This window comes from Sinimarinibacterium arenosum (genome assembly GCF_005047655.1).
Taxonomy (GTDB): Bacteria; Pseudomonadota; Gammaproteobacteria; order Nevskiales; family Nevskiaceae; genus Solimonas.
The window spans coordinates 82,589-100,437 of record NZ_SUKF01000009.1 but is presented as its reverse complement, the minus strand read 5'-3'; the positions used below and the strand labels follow the sequence as shown (position 1 = coordinate 100,437).

At 63.9% G+C, this 17,849-nt stretch carries 17 protein-coding genes; 6 read left to right on the top strand and 11 right to left on the bottom strand.

The annotated features are described in order from the left end of the window. Window positions 1-47: 47 nt before the first annotated feature. Both E4T66_RS17715 and E4T66_RS17710 read right to left on the bottom strand, forming a co-directional pair. Window positions 48-1,235 (bottom strand): replication initiation protein, encoded by a 1,188-nt coding sequence (locus tag E4T66_RS17715; RefSeq protein WP_136850747.1) that lies wholly within the window; start codon window positions 1,233-1,235, stop codon window positions 48-50. Between the two features lie 786 nt (window positions 1,236-2,021). Continuing rightward, the gene (locus E4T66_RS17710) at window positions 2,022-2,621 is read right to left on the bottom strand and encodes a hypothetical protein (RefSeq protein WP_136850745.1); all 600 of its coding nucleotides are present in this window, start codon (window positions 2,619-2,621) and stop codon (window positions 2,022-2,024) included. A 195-nt stretch (window positions 2,622-2,816) separates the two neighbouring features. Here E4T66_RS17710 and E4T66_RS17705 point away from each other — a divergent pair, with 195 nt between their 5' ends. The 6 genes from E4T66_RS17705 (at window position 2,817) to E4T66_RS17680 (ending at window position 8,864) form a co-directional block, all read left to right on the top strand. Then, window positions 2,817-3,629, top strand: coding sequence for a PRTRC system ThiF family protein (locus E4T66_RS17705; protein WP_136850744.1), 813 nt, complete (start codon window positions 2,817-2,819; stop codon window positions 3,627-3,629). Window positions 3,630-3,692: 63 nt separating this feature from the next. After that, window positions 3,693-4,457, top strand: a complete 765-nt coding sequence (locus tag E4T66_RS17700) for a hypothetical protein (RefSeq protein WP_136850742.1) — start codon at window positions 3,693-3,695, stop codon at window positions 4,455-4,457. After that, window positions 4,454-5,032 (top strand): type I-E CRISPR-associated protein Cas6/Cse3/CasE, encoded by a 579-nt coding sequence (locus E4T66_RS17695; protein WP_136850740.1) that lies wholly within the window; start codon window positions 4,454-4,456, stop codon window positions 5,030-5,032. The genes E4T66_RS17700 and E4T66_RS17695 overlap by 4 nt, the downstream gene beginning before the upstream one ends. Before the next feature lie 24 nt (window positions 5,033-5,056). Then, complete coding sequence (locus E4T66_RS17690) at window positions 5,057-6,151, top strand: hypothetical protein (protein ID WP_136850739.1); 1,095 nt, start codon at window positions 5,057-5,059, stop codon at window positions 6,149-6,151. Next, window positions 6,148-8,211, top strand: coding sequence for a helicase C-terminal domain-containing protein (locus E4T66_RS17685; RefSeq protein WP_136850737.1), 2,064 nt, complete (start codon window positions 6,148-6,150; stop codon window positions 8,209-8,211). Before E4T66_RS17690 ends, E4T66_RS17685 begins: the two co-directional genes overlap by 4 nt. 14 nt (window positions 8,212-8,225) lie before the next feature. Beyond that, a complete protein-coding gene (locus E4T66_RS17680; RefSeq protein ID WP_136850734.1) occupies window positions 8,226-8,864 on the top strand; it encodes a hypothetical protein in 639 nt (212 codons plus the stop codon). Between the two features lie 1,155 nt (window positions 8,865-10,019). Here E4T66_RS17680 and E4T66_RS17670 read toward each other — a convergent pair. From E4T66_RS17670 to E4T66_RS17630, 9 genes are all read right to left on the bottom strand, one after another. Then, the gene (locus tag E4T66_RS17670) at window positions 10,020-12,194 is read right to left on the bottom strand and encodes a helicase-related protein (RefSeq protein WP_169577693.1); all 2,175 of its coding nucleotides are present in this window, start codon (window positions 12,192-12,194) and stop codon (window positions 10,020-10,022) included. A gap of 3 nt (window positions 12,195-12,197) precedes the next feature. After that, window positions 12,198-12,506, bottom strand: a complete 309-nt coding sequence (locus E4T66_RS17665) for a hypothetical protein (protein ID WP_136850730.1) — start codon at window positions 12,504-12,506, stop codon at window positions 12,198-12,200. Then, the gene (locus E4T66_RS17660) at window positions 12,503-12,901 is read right to left on the bottom strand and encodes a single-stranded DNA-binding protein (RefSeq protein ID WP_136850728.1); all 399 of its coding nucleotides are present in this window, start codon (window positions 12,899-12,901) and stop codon (window positions 12,503-12,505) included. The genes E4T66_RS17665 and E4T66_RS17660 overlap by 4 nt, the downstream gene beginning before the upstream one ends. 12 nt (window positions 12,902-12,913) lie before the next feature. Beyond that, window positions 12,914-13,507: a hypothetical protein gene (locus tag E4T66_RS17655; protein ID WP_136850726.1), complete on the bottom strand. Its 594-nt coding sequence runs from the start codon at window positions 13,505-13,507 to the stop codon at window positions 12,914-12,916. 70 nt (window positions 13,508-13,577) lie between these two features. Further along, window positions 13,578-14,114: a hypothetical protein gene (locus tag E4T66_RS17650; RefSeq protein ID WP_211243009.1), complete on the bottom strand. Its 537-nt coding sequence runs from the start codon at window positions 14,112-14,114 to the stop codon at window positions 13,578-13,580. A gap of 135 nt (window positions 14,115-14,249) precedes the next feature. Beyond that, on the bottom strand, window positions 14,250-14,582 hold the full coding sequence (locus E4T66_RS17645) for a hypothetical protein (RefSeq protein ID WP_136850722.1): 333 nt from the start codon (window positions 14,580-14,582) through the stop codon (window positions 14,250-14,252). 52 nt (window positions 14,583-14,634) lie between these two features. Further along, window positions 14,635-15,513, bottom strand: coding sequence for a hypothetical protein (locus tag E4T66_RS17640; RefSeq protein WP_136850720.1), 879 nt, complete (start codon window positions 15,511-15,513; stop codon window positions 14,635-14,637). Next, window positions 15,510-16,250, bottom strand: coding sequence for a hypothetical protein (locus E4T66_RS17635; protein ID WP_136850718.1), 741 nt, complete (start codon window positions 16,248-16,250; stop codon window positions 15,510-15,512). Before E4T66_RS17635 ends, E4T66_RS17640 begins: the two co-directional genes overlap by 4 nt. 8 nt (window positions 16,251-16,258) lie before the next feature. After that, window positions 16,259-17,809 (bottom strand): hypothetical protein, encoded by a 1,551-nt coding sequence (locus tag E4T66_RS17630; RefSeq protein WP_136850716.1) that lies wholly within the window; start codon window positions 17,807-17,809, stop codon window positions 16,259-16,261. Between the last annotated feature and the right edge of the window lie 40 nt (window positions 17,810-17,849).

Sequence of the window (17,849 nt, the reverse complement as noted above, 5' to 3'; positions counted from 1 at the left end):
GGAACATCCCCACCCTAAGGAGACACACCGCGCCCCGCGACGGCGCGCTACCCTTCGAGTCTCACCAGTTCGCTGGCGAACCGTGACCGCAGGTATCGAAACCAGAGCGGGCGTATCGATGGGTAGTCGGGCCCGAAGTCCTCGAATGTCAGAGCCTGAGGTCCAGGCAGCCCTTTCGCGAAATCCGCTTTGAGCAGAGCGGCAGTGTCCGCCGGCAGCAACGCGAACATCCCGAACACCACCTCCACCAGAGTCTGCAGTGCCGCTTTGCGCATCTCCTCGGGGTCATCCAGCGTCAATTCGATCGCACCCAGCATGGTGGCGAGGTAGGCGCCGGGCTTGATGATATCTCCCCCTGCCATGCGGACATCGAACAGGGTGATCCGATCCATGCAATGGCGCGGGCGGTAGAGGTAGACCTTTTCCCGCGCAACCGTCTCGTTGACCCCGCGCGCCACCAGCATCGCGGTGATCGCCCGCTCCAGGGGGTCTTGCGCCTCGACGGCCCGAGTCACTGCGAATTGCACGTCACTGACCGCTTTGCCGAACAGCTTCAGGGGCAGCGCGGAAACGCGAAGGTCGGAATGTCTGCTGACGCCCTCCACCGCCGGTTTCAGCACGCGGCGGTTGAAGTCCTGCCACTCCGGGTAGGCCTCCGCTTGGACGCCGAGCGACGCACGCAGCTCATTCAAGGGGAGTCGCACGGTTCCCGAGTGCGCGACCGGCGCGAGGATGTTGTAGAGCGAATACTGATAGGCGGACTCGAGATCCTTCATGTAGCGCAGGCGCGATGCGGTGTAGTCATTCAGCGCCTGCAGGTGGGGGATCGCCGCTTCGGCGAAAGTCACGGTCAGAAGTCCATTGTCGTATTCCGCCTTCGCTATGGCGTTCTCGAGGCTGAACGCGTCCCCCGCCCCGTCCGTGATGAACTGGAGTGTCAGCAGGCGCGCACACTCAGCTTTGAGCTTGGCGCGACCGAGTCGCATCGATCCGAAGGCGTCGAAGATCGCGCACAACGTCGACCACTCGATCCGGATGACACGCGGCTGGTCGCTCGTGGAATCGAAAGCCGCGATGGCGGCGACCAACAGGCGGTGCGTATGCACCGTAGGGGGAACAACCCAGGTCGCCCGCATCAAACTGTTCGAGCGAATAACCAGCGAATCCGGAGTAATCTGTGGGCGCCGCGGCTTTCGGGCGTGGCTCGGCTTTCTCGGCACTGGCATTCTGGACATGCGTCGCTTCTCGACGGTGGAAGTCCATAGACGGCAGCGAGTACCATCCGGAGTCGTGTTTTTGTCCTGCCAAGCGACAGCCGACCGTCGCGGGCGTTGGTCACAGTCGTGTTTTTGTCCGGTGGTGCCGTGAACGCCGCGAGGCGAGCGCGAATCCGTCGCCTATTTGTCCGGTTATCGCGGGGAGATCGGTGCAGGGACTCGAATCAGTCGCGTTTTTGTCCTGCCATAAGCGGCTTTCGGGAGGCGTTGGCCTGGCGCGCGGGGCGTCGATCGTGGACACGCCGCATCAGGGGAAAGAATCCACAGGCAGCGTCGCGTTTTTGTCCGGCCGTCCGCGTGTTTTTGTCCTGCCACCCCTCGCTCATTTGTCCGGTTGAAAGGCCGAAGTCCGTGCATTTGTCCTGCCAGAGCGTGTTTTTGTCCGGTTGTGGGCACGTAAGACATTGAAAATATAGGAGGCGGCGGCCCTATGCTTTTATGCTTTACAGATATGAAAACTATGCAATGCCGAAAATATTCCTGATCACCACACAAAAACACCCCCCAAAAAGAGGGAAGCCGGGCGGCAGCACGGGGTCGCCCACGCGTGAAATACCATAATCGCGTTGGGCGGGCAGCCCTGTCAGAAAAGGGATATCCATAAGTCCAGGAACGGCGGTCCTTAACAGCCGACCTCGTCGGAAAAGTCATATCGGTAACACCAGGAATGGCGGTCCTTTACCGCCGTGCTCCTGATCGTGAGCGGCGCGTGGCGCCCACAACGCCGAATTCCGGAACCGGGCGCTACCGCCCGATCGATGGCCTGCGTTCCCACGCTGACTCGACGATGATCACGTCGTCAGGCCGAAGGAGTGGCTTCGCCAGCCAGTCGCGAACTTTCCTTTCTGTGAGCCCCTGCGCTCGGACGATGGCGCCGGCCGCCATGACCTTGATCTGGCGGTCCACAGGGTGAACAAACGGTTGCCAGTAGCCGGCTTCGGTCGGGTCCGCGCCCAGGGCTGTGATCTTCGCCACCACGGATGCGAGGAATGGGAAGCTCGCGGACACCCCATTGGGTGCTGGCCAGTCGGGTCCAATCTTGGTGTAACTCATCGACAACGCGCCGGGCGACAACCGGATGGACCCCAAAGTCTTCGCAATGCGCTCCACAGTCATCGGGCACGCCGCCAACGCGGCAACGTACTGCTCGTCGAAGAATGGAAGCGCCAGTTCATCAAAGATCGCCCCCAGCTCTCTGTGAATCGCGATCCGCTCCGCCTCGCCCCGCGCGCAGCGGAGCCAGGTGACCAGCAAACGGTCCACGTTGTGACAGGTCATCACGAAATCGAAGCGATCGCACTCCCTCTTCGCGCGGAAGTCCTCGAACGGCGTGCGCCCGATCATGGCGTGAGCCACGACGGGGTGCGGAACGCCGTCTCGGACGGACGGTGGAGTTGGACTGGAAGGCGAGGACACAAGCGGGATCGGCAGGGGGACATCCCCTAGACGCCGGACGGGTACCAAAACCGTGGCAACTGCCAGAAAACGGCATTGCGGGGCGCGGTGGCCGCCGTACGGTGAAGGCACACCGGAGGCTCCATGCAATACACCATCCCCAAACACTGGCTGGACCAACCCATACGCGTGCTAGTTCTTGGGTGCGGCGGCACGGGCTCGGACGTGGTCGACACGCTGGCCCGGCTCCACTTCTCGCTCAAGGCGCTGGGGCATCCCCACGGCCTGCACGTCACCCTGCAAGACGGAGACACCGTCAGCGCCAGCAACATCGGACGGCAGCGCTTCGTCCCGGCTGATGTCGGGCACAACAAGGCCACCGTGCTGGCGTCGAGGTACAACATCGCCTATGGGTTGGGCTGGCGCTCTGTTGCGGAGGACCACGATCCCAGCACTGAGATCGGCGCGACGGACCTGCTCATCACCTGCACGGATCGCGCATCGGTGCGTGTCGGAATCGCCCTCGCCCACCAGGTCGACACCCCTGAACGACGCTATCGGCCCGGCGACTATCACTCGCAGCTGTGGATGGATTTTGGCAATGCCGCCAACTCCGGCCAGGCGGTGCTGGGGCACCTGTGGAATTGGAATGCGAAAGTCGGATCGCGACTGCCAAATTTCTTTGACCTATTCCCCAATGCCGGCGAGATCAAGGATGACGACGCCCCGAGTTGCTCGGCCGCCGCCGCATTGCGCAAGCAAGAGTTCGGCATCAACCGGATGGTGGCGGACGCGGGACTGTTCACGGTGCTGGTGCCGCTGCTGACCAAAGGGGTCATCGAGCACCACGGCGCCTTCGTGGACATGGCCAAAGGTCGCGTCACGCCCATTCTGATCGACCCGGCCACCTGGGAATTCCTTCGCGCGAGCAACGCACCGACGGACCAGGCGGCCTGAAGTAGCGGGGCGGTCACTCGGTGCGTCTAGTGGGTCACGGATACCGACATGAGAACCGACTGAATGCCTGATTACGACCTGCCCCCCTTCCAGGATCTGTGGTTTGAAGCGCTTGGACACCAGTACCTGCCGGCAGACGCGCCGTCCCCTGGGGTGTGTTGCTGCTGCGGCGCTGAGGGGCCTGTATTCCCCCGCGCGGCTGAAGTGCTCTGCGCGAGCTGCTGGACCCTGGGGGCCAAAAAGCCGATGCAGTCCAAGTCCGTCAACGCCGGCCCCAACGGCTCGCACGTCGTGATCGCCAGTCGATCCGGATTGCGCTACTGGGGCGATCTCAAGCCCCTGCAGCCGCTGCCCGGCACTGTGGCGATTCAACCGGCGACCAACATCGACGTACTGATGGCGGACTTCGTGTTGCACCCACCCACGCAGCCCACCTACTTCGTGCAACTCGAACAGGCCTACCGAGAGGTGGTCCGCAGCTGCCGCCCGACCATCTCGGCTCGCGCGGTTCATCTGAATGGGGGCAAACCCCTGTGCGTCGACGCCCGAGCCATCCGCGCGGTGCTCACCGCTTTCGGTGATGCCATGCCGGAGTCGCGCGAGCTGGCGCCACTGGCCGCCGCTCGGGTTCAGCTCGGGAAAGGCCCGCTGGCCGGCGACCCGTTTACCCATGCCAAGGCGGTGCTGGCCAGCTGGCATCTCCGCTATCCCGCACTGGCGGACCTCTTTCCTGAACGTTCTGCCTGGCTGATCGAACCGTCATCGGATTCCTGGCCGGTGCTGGCCACCTGCCTTCGTCAAATTCAACGTGGAGGAGTGAGTCTGTGAACACAGCGATGTTGGATATCGACCTGCGCCTGCCGCGCGAAGCATGCCCAGCGCATGTCGACCGCAGCGTGTGGACGCACAAGCTGGTGTACGAAGTTCTGGAGGGCCGCGTGGAGCGCCCTCTGTTCGCGACAAGCGAAGTGGGCAACGACCGTTTGATTCGCCTGCGCGTCCCCGAGGGGGTTGCGCTGGGCGATGCTCAGGCGTTTTTCCACGCGGCCACGCCCCTGCCGACGCTGTCCGTAGGGGACCAGAGCAATTTCCTGCTGATCTTCAATGCGTCGAAGCGTGTTACCGGGGTTCGCAATCGCGTCGCGGTGACGGATGCGACCGGGGTTCGTGACGCGTTCGAGGCCAAGGCGGCGGCCAGCGGATTTGCGGTCATCGACTGCCGAGTCGAGGTGCTACCCCCGTTGCGTATACGCAAGACACCGGCACGACCTCCAATCACCCAGTGCCGTGCCCAGGTGACCGGGCGACTTCAAGTCACCGATACCGGTTTGTTTGACCAGTGTCTGCGCACCGGCATTGGCGCGGGCAAGGCCTATGGCCTGGGCATGTTGATTCTCCTGTAAATCCGACTTCCTGAGGACACCCTGATGAGCACCTTTATTTTCCGCGGCACTCTCACCTTGCTTTCCCCGCTGGCCATTTCTCTCCCCGGCTCCAAGCCGGCGAGCGCCAGTGATCCCCAGCCTCCGCCGGTAACGACCATCTATCGCGAAGGCGAAGGGTTGGTCGACACGGTCTTTCTGCCGTCGGCGTCCTTCCGCGGTCCGCTGCGCCGTGCGGGCACGCAGGCGATCGTGCGCCAGCTGCGCGAAGACGGAAAGGAGTCGGCGTTTCCGCTGCGTACGGGATACATGCTCAACATCGGAGGAACGCGCGGTCGGGGCTCGTCGTCGCTGTACTACGACGTTTCCGCGCGAGAGGCACTGCGTAACCGCAATGTGCAGATCGCAGTCTTCGGTGCCGCCGACACAGGGGATCAGTATTTTGTCCCTGGGCGGCTGAGCGTTGATCACGCGCACCCACGCACCCCGATCTCTGTGGCGGCATGCCCTGCCTACCCGGGCATGCGTACGGATGACATGCTTCGGTCGCCTGACAAGATGCTGTCGATCCTGGATGCGGATGCCCCTTCGGCGTGGGACATGATGTTCAAAGCATCCACCGAGACCAGCGCGATCAAGAAGGAACGCAAGACGGTCCTGGCGCAAGCGATGAAGGCCAAGGCTGAGCGGGACAGCGCCGTGCACGAGGAGAAGATCAAGCGGGTCAAGGAAATCGACGCCGCGCTGCTTGATGGGGGGCAATCCGTCGCCATGCCGTTGGCGGGCTACCAGGCGATTCCCACCGGAACGATTCTGGAACACCGGATGGTGCTGGACACTGATCGCCCGGCGGAGCTCGGCCTGGTCCTGGCGGCCATCGAACTCTTCGCCGAGGATCCGTACCTCGGGGGCCACCGCGCGCATGGCTGCGGGCGCTTCCTGGCTCGGTGGCAGCTGGAGCATCGCGTCAGCCGCAAGGTAACGCAGCTGGGCGAGATCGTCATCGACGGCGAGGGCTTTGCACAGATGCCCGACACCGGGCCGATCCATGAAGCCCGCGAGGCATTCGTCGAGGCGGTCCGCAACGGCGACTTTCAGTATCGGTTCGAGGACGTTGCTGACGCGGCAGACGCGGCATGACGCCTTCGCTCTCGGAGGTGGTGGACGCAGTGCTCGGCCCCGGGGGAACCTGTGGGGATGCCTACGCCGGGTTCAGCGTACGACCTGCACAGGTCGAATACGCCCATCTCGCCGCAGGGCTCCTCGACAAGGGCGCAACGGCCGGGAACCCACGGGTAGCACTACTGCAGGGCAGCACAGGGGTCGGCAAGACCCTGGGCTACCTGGTGCCGCTGCTGGCGCACGCGGTGCGGCACCGATGCCGCGTCGCGGTCGCCACGCACTCAGTGGATCTGCTGCTGTCACTGCCCGCGCAGGTGGATGTCGCGAAGGCGGCACTGCGCCGGCATGTGGATCCGGCAAGGCTTGCGGAGTTGACGGTCGCGATCCGTGTGGCCCGCAGCGAATACGTGTCGGCCGCAGCGGTGCGCGAGTTGATCGAAGCAACCCCGGACGCCGATGCCGCGCGGCTGGCGACGTTGGTGGGACTCGTCACCCACGCGGAAACGGTCGGCATTCTGCGCCTGTGGGACGGCGAGTTGCCTGACGGCATCACGCGTGCGCAGGTCGTGCTGTCGGATGCGGCTGACCCTGGCGCAGATGACGGCGACGACGCCATCTACCAGCGCGACCAGCTGCGCGCCGCAACCGCGCGCGTACTGCTGTGTACCCAGGCGAGTGTCCTGCTTTCCGCGATTGGCCGGTCAACGGCGCTGATGCCGGCCGACGAGGAGCCGGTGTGCGCGCTGGTGGTGGACGAAGCGGATGCCCTCCCCGGAATGGCGGAAGCCGTCACCCTGAACTATGTCCCGCTGAGGGAGCTGGACGCGTCGTTATCGGGGTTGCGCAACATGGCCGAGCCTCGGGCCGCATTGGAGCGCCTCAAGAACGCGGTCGACCAGCTGGTGCCGCAGGCGGCTGCAACCGCGTTTCTTGCCGGCAGCAGCGAGGGCGCTGGGCGCAAGATGATCGGCGACCTGATTCATGAATTCACCGAGGTGACCCAGGCAGCGCTCAAGGGCCGCAAACGGAGCCCGGTTGTCATCGCGATTCGCAACGACCTGTCCATGCTCAATCGCACCGGGGGAGCCTTTCGTGGGGAGCGCCAGTACGGCATGCCCTACGTTCGGCGCACCGCCGTCCGCAGCTATCTCGGCATCGGTCTGTGCGACCCCTACCCTGGACAAGTCTTCGGGCGGCTGTTGTCGAATCCCACGCGCCAGCAGCTGCGGCATGTGCTGATCACCAGCGCGACCCTGACGCCTGTGGCTGGCGAGGAGTTCTATCGGTTCGCGAATTCTCTGGGCCTCAAGGAGTATGAGCGGGATGTATCGGGCGGCGTTGAGCCGGAGCGCTATGGCCAACTGAGATTCGTGTTCAGCTCTCCAGACGTCGGCAATCCCCACGAGTCGGAAGGCGAACAGGCCGTGGTGCGGCCCAGCTGGCTGCTCCACCTGTCCAGGATCATCAGCGCGGCCGCCGACGCCGGCGGGCGCACCCTGGTGCTCGTTCCGGCCTACACCGACGGCCCCCTGGTTGCGGACCTGCTGGAAGGCCTGGGAACGCGGCTGGTGGTGCAGCGGCAGATCGCGGGAGATCGGGGGCGATGCCTGGAGCACTTTCGGGCGCGCAAGGATGCTGTATGGATCTCGCCGTCGAGCTGGGAGGGTTTGGATCTTCCGGGGCTGATCAAACAGCTGGTTATCGCGCGGTTGCCGAATCCGGGAATCAACGCCGAGGTGGTTGCTGCACGCCGGCAGCTGGCTATCCGGAACGGGCGTGACGAATCAGCGGCCACCGGATACGCCTACGCGGTCGCACGGAGCATGTGTATGCGCAAGCTCGCGCAGGGGATCGGGCGACCGATCCGTAGCGAAAGCGATGAAGCGACGATCTGGTTTGCCGACCCACGGGTGGGCTTGCCTACGGAACTGGCGGAGTCGCTACTCGATCGCGGCCTCATCAGCAAAGTCACCCCCGGCCGGGGATACCTGCCGGTCATCCCGAAGCGGCATCTGGCGTCGCTGCGGCGTCACGGGAAAGCACGCGTCATGACCAAGGAGGGACAACTGTGTCAGTAGCCCAGGGTTTCAAAATGACGATTCAGCTGCGCACTGCGGCACTGCTCAATCCGCACTTGAGTCTGGATGGGCTGCTCGCAGCGGCAATCTTCAAGCGCACGGGCGATGTCGAGAAGGCCCACGCAGACATTCCGTTGTCGCGACGCGACGGGGTTTGGTGCGGAAGTTCCGTGCAGCTTGAGCGCGGGCACAGCGTCACGGCCGCGTTTACGCAGGCACTGCGCCACCGGGACTTCAATTCCGATCGCTACAGCGATCATCGCAAGCGCGGCGGGCGGATCACGGTGCTGATTGCCGGCGGACAATTCAAACCGGCGCTGGATCTGAGCACTCCATGGATCGGGAAGCTCGCTTTCCTGGGCCACGGCGATGCTGACGCTTGCATGGAGCTGGTCGAGTCACTGCCAGGCATTGGGGCCAAAGCCGCAGCCCATGGTTTCGGGCGTATGGAGTGGGTCGACGTTGAGCCGTGGGAGACCGACGGGCTCAGTGACCAAGGTCGGCCGCTGCGTTCAGTTCCGATCGAGACCTGGAAGGCTTGGGGGCACATTGTCGATGACGAGTGCGGAGTCGACATGCTGCGCTCTGCCCCGCCGTACTGGTCAGGCGCCCCTCGCCCCTGTGTCTTCCCCGCCCCGCCAGCGCGTCGGTAGCTATTGGAAGTCGGCGCAGGGCTCCGGAAGCATTGAGAAAATCCGGAAGTGTCTTCTCCCCGTGTGCGGGGGTAATCGGTAGCATGTCCCTCCATCGTGCGTTGCGCCATTGTCTTCTCCCCGTGTGCGGGGGTAATCGGCGCACAGCCAGCATCGCTGTGGTCGGATGCAGGTCTTCTCCCCGTGTGCGGGGGTAATCGGACTTTGGACGCCGAGTTGATGGTCACGCCGATGTCTTCTCCCCGTGTGCGGGGGTAATCGGCCTCGCCTCCTTCTGGCATTCCTCACCGCCGCGTCTTCTCCCCGTGTGCGGGGGTAATCGGGCGTCGATCACCCCTTTCGCATTGCTGGACTCGTCGCCTCCCCGTACGCGGGGATAATCGGACGTAGTACGCGGTGTATGTATTTAAGTAGGCGTCTCCTCCCCGAGTGCGGGGATAGTCGGCTCTGCGTATTCGCACAAGCCGCTGATTGGATGTCTTCTCCCCGTGCGCGGGGGTAATCGGAGATTCAGGACGCTGACGGTGCACCTGACGAAGTCTTCTCCCCGTGCGCGGGGTTGATCGGTCGGTTTCCGTCATGGCGCTGATCGGCGGAGAATCTACTCCCTGTACGCAGGGATGATCGGGATTCGCAGCGCGCATGTTTCCTCCCCGTGCGCGGGGATAGTCGGAATGGAGAGACATGCCTCGTGCCACGCCGAAACACGGACGTTTCGAGCCCGCCGGAGCGGATGCGTAGCCGGAACTTCACGGGCTCAGGTTTTGAGACAGTGGATCTGTAGGCTGGCAGCAGAGCGACGCAGCGGAGTGTTTCGAGTGATCCATGCCGGACGGTTCCGCCCAGTTGCAGCACGACTCACGATCGCGACGTCAACGCCGCGAACAACATCCTTGCCGAGGGACTGCGTTGTTTCGCAGAAATCGGCGTAGGCCCAGGAGGGGCCGAACTTATGCGCGTGGAGGGTGATACCCACCGACGGACAGCGGCGAAAGCCGCTGTACCAACGGCATCCGTCGAAACGCGAACCGTGTCAGCCCCAGACTCGCCGTGTGAGCCAGCTCCAAATCAAGGCGTTGCGAACACATGGATCAGTGAGGCTGGGGATTAGGCATGGATTCCGATCTGTCCGTCCCTCCCCGTTCGCGGGAACCTTCAGTCGGCGGTGTCGTTGGGTATCCCGCGCGTCAGTTGCCTGGCAGCGGGATTAGGCCCAGCAATCCGGAACGTCGATGCACACTCGGATCCGAAGTATTCGGCCTGCAACGCTGCGCTCGCCTTCTCCAGCGCTTGCACGCTGACTTCCCGATCAGGGAACGGATTGTTGGGCAGCGTCCCGGACTGCTTGTGTCCGGATGACGTGATGTCACCGCCTCCGCGGTTGGCCAGATCGAACGATGCCAACGCGAAGCCGTCGAAGGTGTCGCAGAAATACTCCAGGCGCGCCCGAACCTTCTTGTTCACCTCAACGGGCAAGTACAGATCACAGTAACCCACTCCGCCGGCGCGCGCGACGCGTCCGCGCAGCTGGTGCAACTGTGACAGACCAAACCGATCCGGTTGCATGATCAGGATATGGCGAAGTCCAGGCAGGTCGACGCCGACCTCAATCATTGTGGTGGACAGCAACACTTTCGCCGTGCCACTCATCATGTCGCACAGCGCCTGGTCGTTCTCCTCGTCGGTGCGTGCGCCATGACACATGCGCACCAATCCCGGGTAGCGCGACATCCAGAACTCGGCGTTGTCCATCAAGGAGAGCAGCGAAACATCCACGGTGTCGATTCCTGACGAGCGCCTCACCGAAGTCGCATCGCGAGCAGGAAAGATGACAGCGACTTGCCCGCCCGCGGCAATCGTGCGGTCGATCGCTTCGAGGACCACACTCCATTCGTTCTGCGCATGGATGCGGGACCGAATGTCTTTGTTCACGTGACACTGCTGCAGGCGTAATACGTGGATCTGGCCACTCTCCACGAGGGCCTGGCTGCGAGGGATGCACGTCGCGGTGATCTCAAGCAGATGAGCGCGATCCCCCATCAACGCCTCGCGGCGATTCCGGCTGAATTTCTGTTGCTCATCGACGAGCACGGCCTGGAAGCCGCGGCTCGTTTGCGAAAGCATTTTGGTCGTGCCTACGCAGAGCTGCGCGGTGTGGTCTGGTGGCGCGCTGTCCCCTGCGATGAACGCGGTGGTGAATTCCGGCAGCCATCCGGCGAGGTTGCGATGCACCTGGCGTGCGAGCGTGATGCCCGGCAGCAGCACTGCGACGCGGGCGCCACCGAACAGAAGGGCACGCACAATCACGCCGAACACTGCAGTCTTTCCGGACCCGACATCGCCGATCAGCATGGCACGCATCGGCACCCCAGAATCAATCGCCTCGAGGGCGGACGCGACTGCGTCCAGCTGTTCGGCAGTCAGGCCGAATGGCAGGACCTGCGCCATCAGGCGGGCGTACGGGAGGTAGCCCATCTGCGCCGCTTCCGGCGCCAGTCCGCACGGCTTGTATCTGCGCTCGAGGAGCTGTTGCCGCGAGGCGGCGGCACGCTCCATAGAGTCAAGCAGCATGCAGACGGCGGCGACGTGGTCCAGGCGTTCGGACGCTTCTTGTGCGTGGGCCGCGCTCTGCGGGAAGTGCATGTCCGTCAGCAGCTGCGCCAGGCGTTGATGCGGGCGAGCTGCGTGTTCGTGCCCGAGTGCGGCGCGCAAGCCCCCGTTGGTCTTCAAGCCTTTGGTGATGATCGCCTCAACACACCGCGGTATGTTGCGCCGCAGTTTGCCCAGGACGTTTTCACGATAGACGTTCTGCACACGTGCGGATGCCAGGTAGCTGCCGGACTCACTGTCGTCCACCCGGTTGATCTGAGCCTCGTAGGTCTTTTGAGGCACGGCGTACACCGGTCTCATCTTTCCGAGCCACTTCCCAGCAACGGGCTCAGGCGCTGTCAGCAGCCAGGTTTCGCCTCGGGAGATGAGTCGCCCCGCCAACAGAATCGGGCGCCCCTCGCGCCCACGTAGATAGCGCACCAGCGCCTGAGCACTGTCCGGGCATGCGAAGGATAGTGTCCGCCCCTGCGAGTCCCGCAACGCTCCGGTCAGACGCGGGCGCGGATGCGCGGGGTCGAGGGGATGCACGACCGCCGAGGTCGCGTACACCACGACATCACCCCCTCGCTGCACTCCGGCGGCCAGGGTGTCCGCATCGTAGGACCGTACGACGTCCGTGAGATCGTTGAACTCGACCGGCACCGTCATCGGGTGAATCCGGATGTCGGGAAGCGCCCCGCTTGGCGCCGCTGGCGCCTCGGACTTCTGTGTGCGCGGCACGAATCAGGCGGTGTCCTTCGATCGCTCCGGCTCCGCACGCCCCGATACCGCCCGGTGGGCCCGCAACATGCCACTACCGAAGAACACCGCCGAGAGCAGCGACGACACCAGAAGGCCCAATCCGATGCAAACGAAGTAATACGAGGCTTGAACAATGGCCATGTTGGGCGCAGCGGAGGAGCCCGCATAGTCCGGGAGCGGCCAAAGCAACCGGAGCATAGGCCGGATCGCGTCGAGCGCGTGAAGGTAGGTCCCCCACCCGATGGCTGCGAAGGCCGATGCGAGAATCAGGCCGAATGCGAGTCGAATCATGGTGCCGCCTCTTGCTGTTCAGGTGTGTCACTACTAGACGGCGCGCCGGCCCGGAGCTTCCCCCCGCCCAGCATTTGCATGTCCGTGGCCAGTACCTCGGAGATGTAACGCACGACACCTTCGTGGGTGTATTTGCGTGTACGCATTGCGCCTTCGATGTGGAGGAGCTGCCCGGCGGTGACGTACTGCGCGGCAATCTCCGCGAGGCGGTCGCGCAAGACGATGTTGTGCCAGTCGGTACGTTCGCGCGGCTCACCGGTGACGGGGTCAGGCCAGTGCTCCTCGGTCGCCAGCCGCAGCGTCGCGAGCGCAGCGCCGTCCGGGAATGATCGGAGCGTGGGGGCAGCGCCTACGCGTCCGATCAGGATGCTCTTGTTGATGCAGCGTCGGGACATGGGTGTGTGCGCCTATTCGCCGTGTGCGATCGCGTAGCCGATCGACCAGCACAGCCACACGATGCAGATGCCGAACGCCAGGACCGCAAAGGTCGCCAGCGGCCACAGATGACGCGCCGACACCAGTGCGGCCGCAGCCTGAATGGTCTCCGGGGGGAGGAGCACCCACGCGATGGCGCCAAGCACCGCGACCAGCAGGCCGAGCACCGCAAGAGCCGAAATTGCGACGGACGCCGCCCCCAGTGTCAGCCGTCCAATCTGACGGCCAAGGAACGCGATCCATCCGCGGTCCGCGTGATCGCTGGCACGCCGGCCAAGCGTTTCGAACAACTCCACCCCCGACAGCCAGCAGAGCCAGGCGACGCACAGCGCCAGGCATATAAAGCCGACCGCGCCGAGCGAGTGGAGATACGGAATATCGGCGATCAGCGCCTCAAAGGAAGGCCACAGGTCCGGGAACAGGCGGCGAAGGACTTGCCAGAACAGCAGCGCCAGCGCGGTGGTAATTCCCACGCCGGTCACAAGGAGGCTGACCGCCCCGAGAATGGTTGCGCCGACGTGGCGGGCCACAGAAGCGCCCACCTCACCCAGTGCATCGATCGCCATTACTTACTTCCGCTCGATTGCGCGGTGCTCCAATAGCACCCCATCACCCATAGACGACACGATGGACGGCTCAGGCCGCGACGCGTGGTTTCGCGGGAGAGTCGGCGGGAATCGGTTGGCTCAGCGCCGGGATCAGGTTCTCGGGGTGGATGCAGACCACCCCGGCCACCTGGTGCAGAACCTCCGCGCCGTGGCGCATCCGGTAGCGCACGCCATCGACGCTGAACGCGACACGCAGGATCAGATCCTGAGTCACGACACCGGTCTGTTTGTTGACGAACCACAGGATCTTCCCCGGCGCGAGTGCAGTGACGGGAATTCCTGAATCCCCGTCGTACGCCAACGTCTCGATGATTGGAACCTCCGGCAGCAGTTCAAGGCGCTTCATCCGGTCGGCGATTTCCACCTCAAGGTCGCGCAGGATGTCGCGGTAGAACAGCTTGGCCAGCAGAATTTCGTCCTTCATCTCCATCCGGTCCTTCAACTGCGCGATCTGACGCTCCAACTCGGTGCGGCGCATCCGCAGGGTCTTCTGCGCGCGTCGGATCATCTCCTCGCGCTGAAACTCGGGGGCGGCGATGCCGGTCGTATCGAGTTGCTCACGCACCATGGTGCCATCGGTGCTGCGCTCCCAACGGCTACCAAAGCGATCGATGGCCTCTGCGTAGGTCAGTGTGCGTCGCGAAACAGATGAGCCAGGCAGTGCGTCGTTCATGGGGGGCCAGCATTTGAGATTCGTCCCTTAGACGGACGCCGCCGCCACCGCGCTGCCATCTGCCGCCTGCCGGGTCCCCGACGTAGAGCCTGCGTCGCCGACCAGCGCCAATACCTGCCGCGTGCTGAGTTCTTCTCCGGGCGGCAAGCCCCGCGCCTTGCGATCACGCAACCAGCCCCGGAGCACTGAACCGGGAGCCCGCGAACGGGCGACGGACTGGTAGTCAGAAAGCGCGACGCAGGGGTACCGCCGCGCGGTGCCGTCGCGGAAGCCGACGATCATCTCTTCCGAGTCCTCATAGCGCCGAACATAGGCCAGCGATCGGGACTGGAAGAATGACTTGTGAAGGTAGGGGCGCATCAGGAGCTCCAGGTGGCTCCCTTCACCCTACGCGGCCATGCCCGCCCCGCCGCTACGCCGGCAGCTGCAGGTGGCACGCCTGGGTTGACTTGCCGATCATGCCCCGCTCAGCCAGCCAGAACGAATCCACCATGAACATCGAGCTGGACGGCCACCACGCCGCCGCGCGCGCCAGAATCGGATCTCCTGACTCGCAGAACACGAACTCCTCGACGGCGACGGACAGTGCCGCGGCATCCTCCCCGCGTGTCGTTGATGGGGCGTGGAAACCGATGCTGCCGCCAGGCAGGACCACACGCCGCTCCCCCATCAGCCACATCAGGGCGCAGGCACTCAGGCAGGGCCCCGCCGCGCGCATTTGGGTGAGTCCGTGGGCCCGGAGGACACCGACCGTGCGAACCATCGCGCGCAGCTGGCCGCCCTCCGACGCCAAATCAATCCACTCGAGGTGATGCCGCTGCGCCGGCGACAGGCTGTCGAGAAATGCGGCGACGCGTCGATCGAGATCGGAGGGCATTCCTCCCGAGATGCGCAGGACCTCGGGCGTCGCCGGATCGTAGTCGATGCGCAGGCTGCCTTGGGCCACCCAGTCAGGCCACACACTCGCCGTAACCCCGGCCAACCCGTGGACCGTTGCCACGGACGCCGTGATGCCGAGCATCAGCATCAGCAGATAGCGCACATCGAGCAGCAGCAGGACTGCGCCAGAGAGCAACAGGGTCAGCAGCAGCAACGCCAGAAACGCAAGGGCCGCGATGTAGGCCGATACGATCACCGGTCCGAGACGGAACTCGTTCCCCGTCGGGAGCGCATACAGACTCGTCAGCATCGCGACGAAACCCGATATCAGCGCCATCCACGACAAGGACACCAGTGCGCGGCGCAGACCCGGGGTCAACGCATGCAGGAATCGCCGCGAGCCATCACTCATTTCGCCTCGGGTGTCGGATGCAGAGCCTCCAGTATGGCGATTCTATCCGCGACCGCATCAGCGGCGGCATTGCGGTCCTCGAGCGGAATCGAGGCGTTGGCGACGTAGAGCTTGGCGAAGTGCAAGGCCACTTCCGTGCGAGGCTTGCAGGCACCGTCATCGAGCTGAAGCGCGCCGCGCGCCAGGCGCGACGTCGGGCACCCGTCCAGCCAGTAACGCGTGAGCTGCAGCTGCGCCCAGGCGCCGATCTTGCTGTCGTAGGACTCCTCGGCGACATAGGCGGTGGCCGGGACCGCGAACGCCAGATCGTAGATGGTGAGGTCCAGCGCCGGTTGCTCGGACAGCCCGGCCCAGTATTTGGGAAGGTGGTACAGGCGCCCGCTACTGATCGCGGTGCGCAGCGCCCGTTCACGCAACTGGCGCATCGTGCGCGCCTCATCCGCTGAAGGCGCTGGCCGATCAGTCAAACCCGAGGCCAGCACGAACTCGGCCGCTTCGACCGAGGTTCCCAGATACGGCGTCACCAGGCGCAGCGCGTCCAGATCGGCGTGGCCAGACCGGCTGGGCTCCAGCAGTCTTTTGCGGGCCTCCTGAATGGCCAGGTCAGCAGCGATACTGTGCTGCGGTTCGCTCGGAGCGAAGGTCAGCGCCGAAAGGTCCACACGCTGCGTCACCGCCTGCAGCTCGGAACATCCGGTCACCGCAGCCAGGGTCAAGAGGATCAGTAAGGTTCGCATGGGCGTTGTTACTCCTGGCTGTCGGCGATCGGCCGACCAAGAAACTCAAGCAGAACGGGCCAATCAGATTCGGACACGTACCCGAAGGTGAACGGGCGCTGGTCGTCCCCTGAATGAGTGACCCAGCCTCGGGCGGACCGGGACAGCTGCTCAGGGGTCAGCACACACGAAGCAACAAAGCGGCCGTCGCGCGAATATCGCTCGGCAACGATGTACTCGTAGCGCGAATCGTGAAGGCTGTGTCCATCGATGACGATATACGAACTGTTTACTCTCAAAATTGCAGATTGCTTTGAATGAGCGCGTCGAAGGACGTTCACAACGCGGAGGTCAACCGGTGCGTCGGCGGCGCTATAAGTGCGCAGCGCCGCGCGGAAATCTGGAGCGGCCATCAACGCTTGTGCGCGTGCAATGAATTTCGCGTTTGGCGACGTAGCGGAGTACGCGTCGAAAACTGGGCGCGCGAGGTTACATGACTGCCGCACGGCACCAGAAACGTCATCAATCAGTTCGAAATATAGACTCCCAACATCCATTGCCTCACGCATGACAGGAACCAAGTCGTGCCCTGAGACGGTTTGGTGAGGATCCTGCGTTACCATGGCGGCGACCGCATCGGACATCGACCGGTAGTAGCGGCGCGAGACGACGGACCGCTCATTGCCTGGCCGCTCGTCGTAAATGACCCGCTCCGTAGGCCACCCGAAGCACTCAAGTTCGCCGCGCCCCACGAGTTCGCCCCAAGAAGAGGCGCCAACGGCCCGAGCCAAAAGGTCCGCCGACTCGTCGCGCCCCAGCGAGATTCCAAAGTTGAGTGCGAGCGATTGTCGCAGGCAGTGGACGAGATTGTCCGGCGTCCGGGAACACACAAAACCGCAGGCTTCGTGCCCATACTCGTTTTCAACGCGCTCGGTTTCATCATCCACGCGGAGATGCACCAATTGCGGTATCTGGCGCAATGCCGTGGCCGCGCGCACCGAATCGAAGGTGAGTTGCTCGGAAAGAGCATTTTCTATCAAGTCGGGCAGTCCCAAAGGCCCTGGGTCGAAGACCACAGGCGCAATCCGAGCGACCGCAGTCCCGGTGCCATCGTGTAGATAGAAAGCGTCACCATCGTGCGTGACGTCGACCAGGGGTACGCGCGCATTGTCAGCACCCCACAGCGCATAAGTCAGCGCTTGCTCTGCGTTGAGGCAGACACCACAAGGGCCGGGTGACCAGCGGAGCTCCCTTTCGAAAATGCGGCTCTTCGATGGGAGAAACGACAGTTCATGCCAGGCGTGGTTTTCGAGGCGCATCAGGCTTTCGAGCGCCAAAACATCAATATCCTCAATGTAGAGGGTCACGCCATTGATCAGCTCCTCCGCAGAGGGAAGGGTAACGCCGCACCTTGCCGCGATCACGGCAAGCTCGGCGTGCAATCGGCGATAGAAAGCGTCCCTCGCGCCGGGGCTGCTGGGCTTATCGGTGTCGCCGCCCCAGAACCCAGGACGCAGCCAACGAATGAACGCTAGATTGACGTCATCGTAGCGGCGAATGCGGGACGGCGTGCGGTTCATTCCATGAGTCCTTGTGACTGTTTCCCTGTAGACGGATCGA

Excerpts from the sequence above, each read along its gene's own strand:
- E4T66_RS17635 (WP_136850718.1), bottom strand. The coding sequence starts at position 16,250 with ATGCGAACCTTACTGATCCTCTTGACCCTGGCTGCGGTGACCGGATGT.
- E4T66_RS17705 (WP_136850744.1), top strand. The coding sequence starts at position 2,817 with ATGCAATACACCATCCCCAAACACTGGCTGGACCAACCCATACGCGTG.
- E4T66_RS17690 (WP_136850739.1), top strand. The coding sequence starts at position 5,057 with ATGAGCACCTTTATTTTCCGCGGCACTCTCACCTTGCTTTCCCCGCTG.
- E4T66_RS17655 (WP_136850726.1), bottom strand. The coding sequence starts at position 13,507 with ATGGCGATCGATGCACTGGGTGAGGTGGGCGCTTCTGTGGCCCGCCAC.
- E4T66_RS17665 (WP_136850730.1), bottom strand. The coding sequence starts at position 12,506 with ATGATTCGACTCGCATTCGGCCTGATTCTCGCATCGGCCTTCGCAGCC.
- E4T66_RS17645 (WP_136850722.1), bottom strand. The coding sequence starts at position 14,582 with ATGCGCCCCTACCTTCACAAGTCATTCTTCCAGTCCCGATCGCTGGCC.
- E4T66_RS17685 (WP_136850737.1), top strand. The coding sequence starts at position 6,148 with ATGACGCCTTCGCTCTCGGAGGTGGTGGACGCAGTGCTCGGCCCCGGG.
- E4T66_RS17680 (WP_136850734.1), top strand. The coding sequence starts at position 8,226 with ATGACGATTCAGCTGCGCACTGCGGCACTGCTCAATCCGCACTTGAGT.
- E4T66_RS17630 (WP_136850716.1), bottom strand. The coding sequence starts at position 17,809 with ATGAACCGCACGCCGTCCCGCATTCGCCGCTACGATGACGTCAATCTA.
- E4T66_RS17715 (WP_136850747.1), bottom strand. The coding sequence starts at position 1,235 with ATGTCCAGAATGCCAGTGCCGAGAAAGCCGAGCCACGCCCGAAAGCCG.
- E4T66_RS17660 (WP_136850728.1), bottom strand. The coding sequence starts at position 12,901 with ATGTCCCGACGCTGCATCAACAAGAGCATCCTGATCGGACGCGTAGGC.
- E4T66_RS17700 (WP_136850742.1), top strand. The coding sequence starts at position 3,693 with ATGCCTGATTACGACCTGCCCCCCTTCCAGGATCTGTGGTTTGAAGCG.
- E4T66_RS17640 (WP_136850720.1), bottom strand. The coding sequence starts at position 15,513 with ATGAGTGATGGCTCGCGGCGATTCCTGCATGCGTTGACCCCGGGTCTG.
- E4T66_RS17710 (WP_136850745.1), bottom strand. The coding sequence starts at position 2,621 with ATGATCGGGCGCACGCCGTTCGAGGACTTCCGCGCGAAGAGGGAGTGC.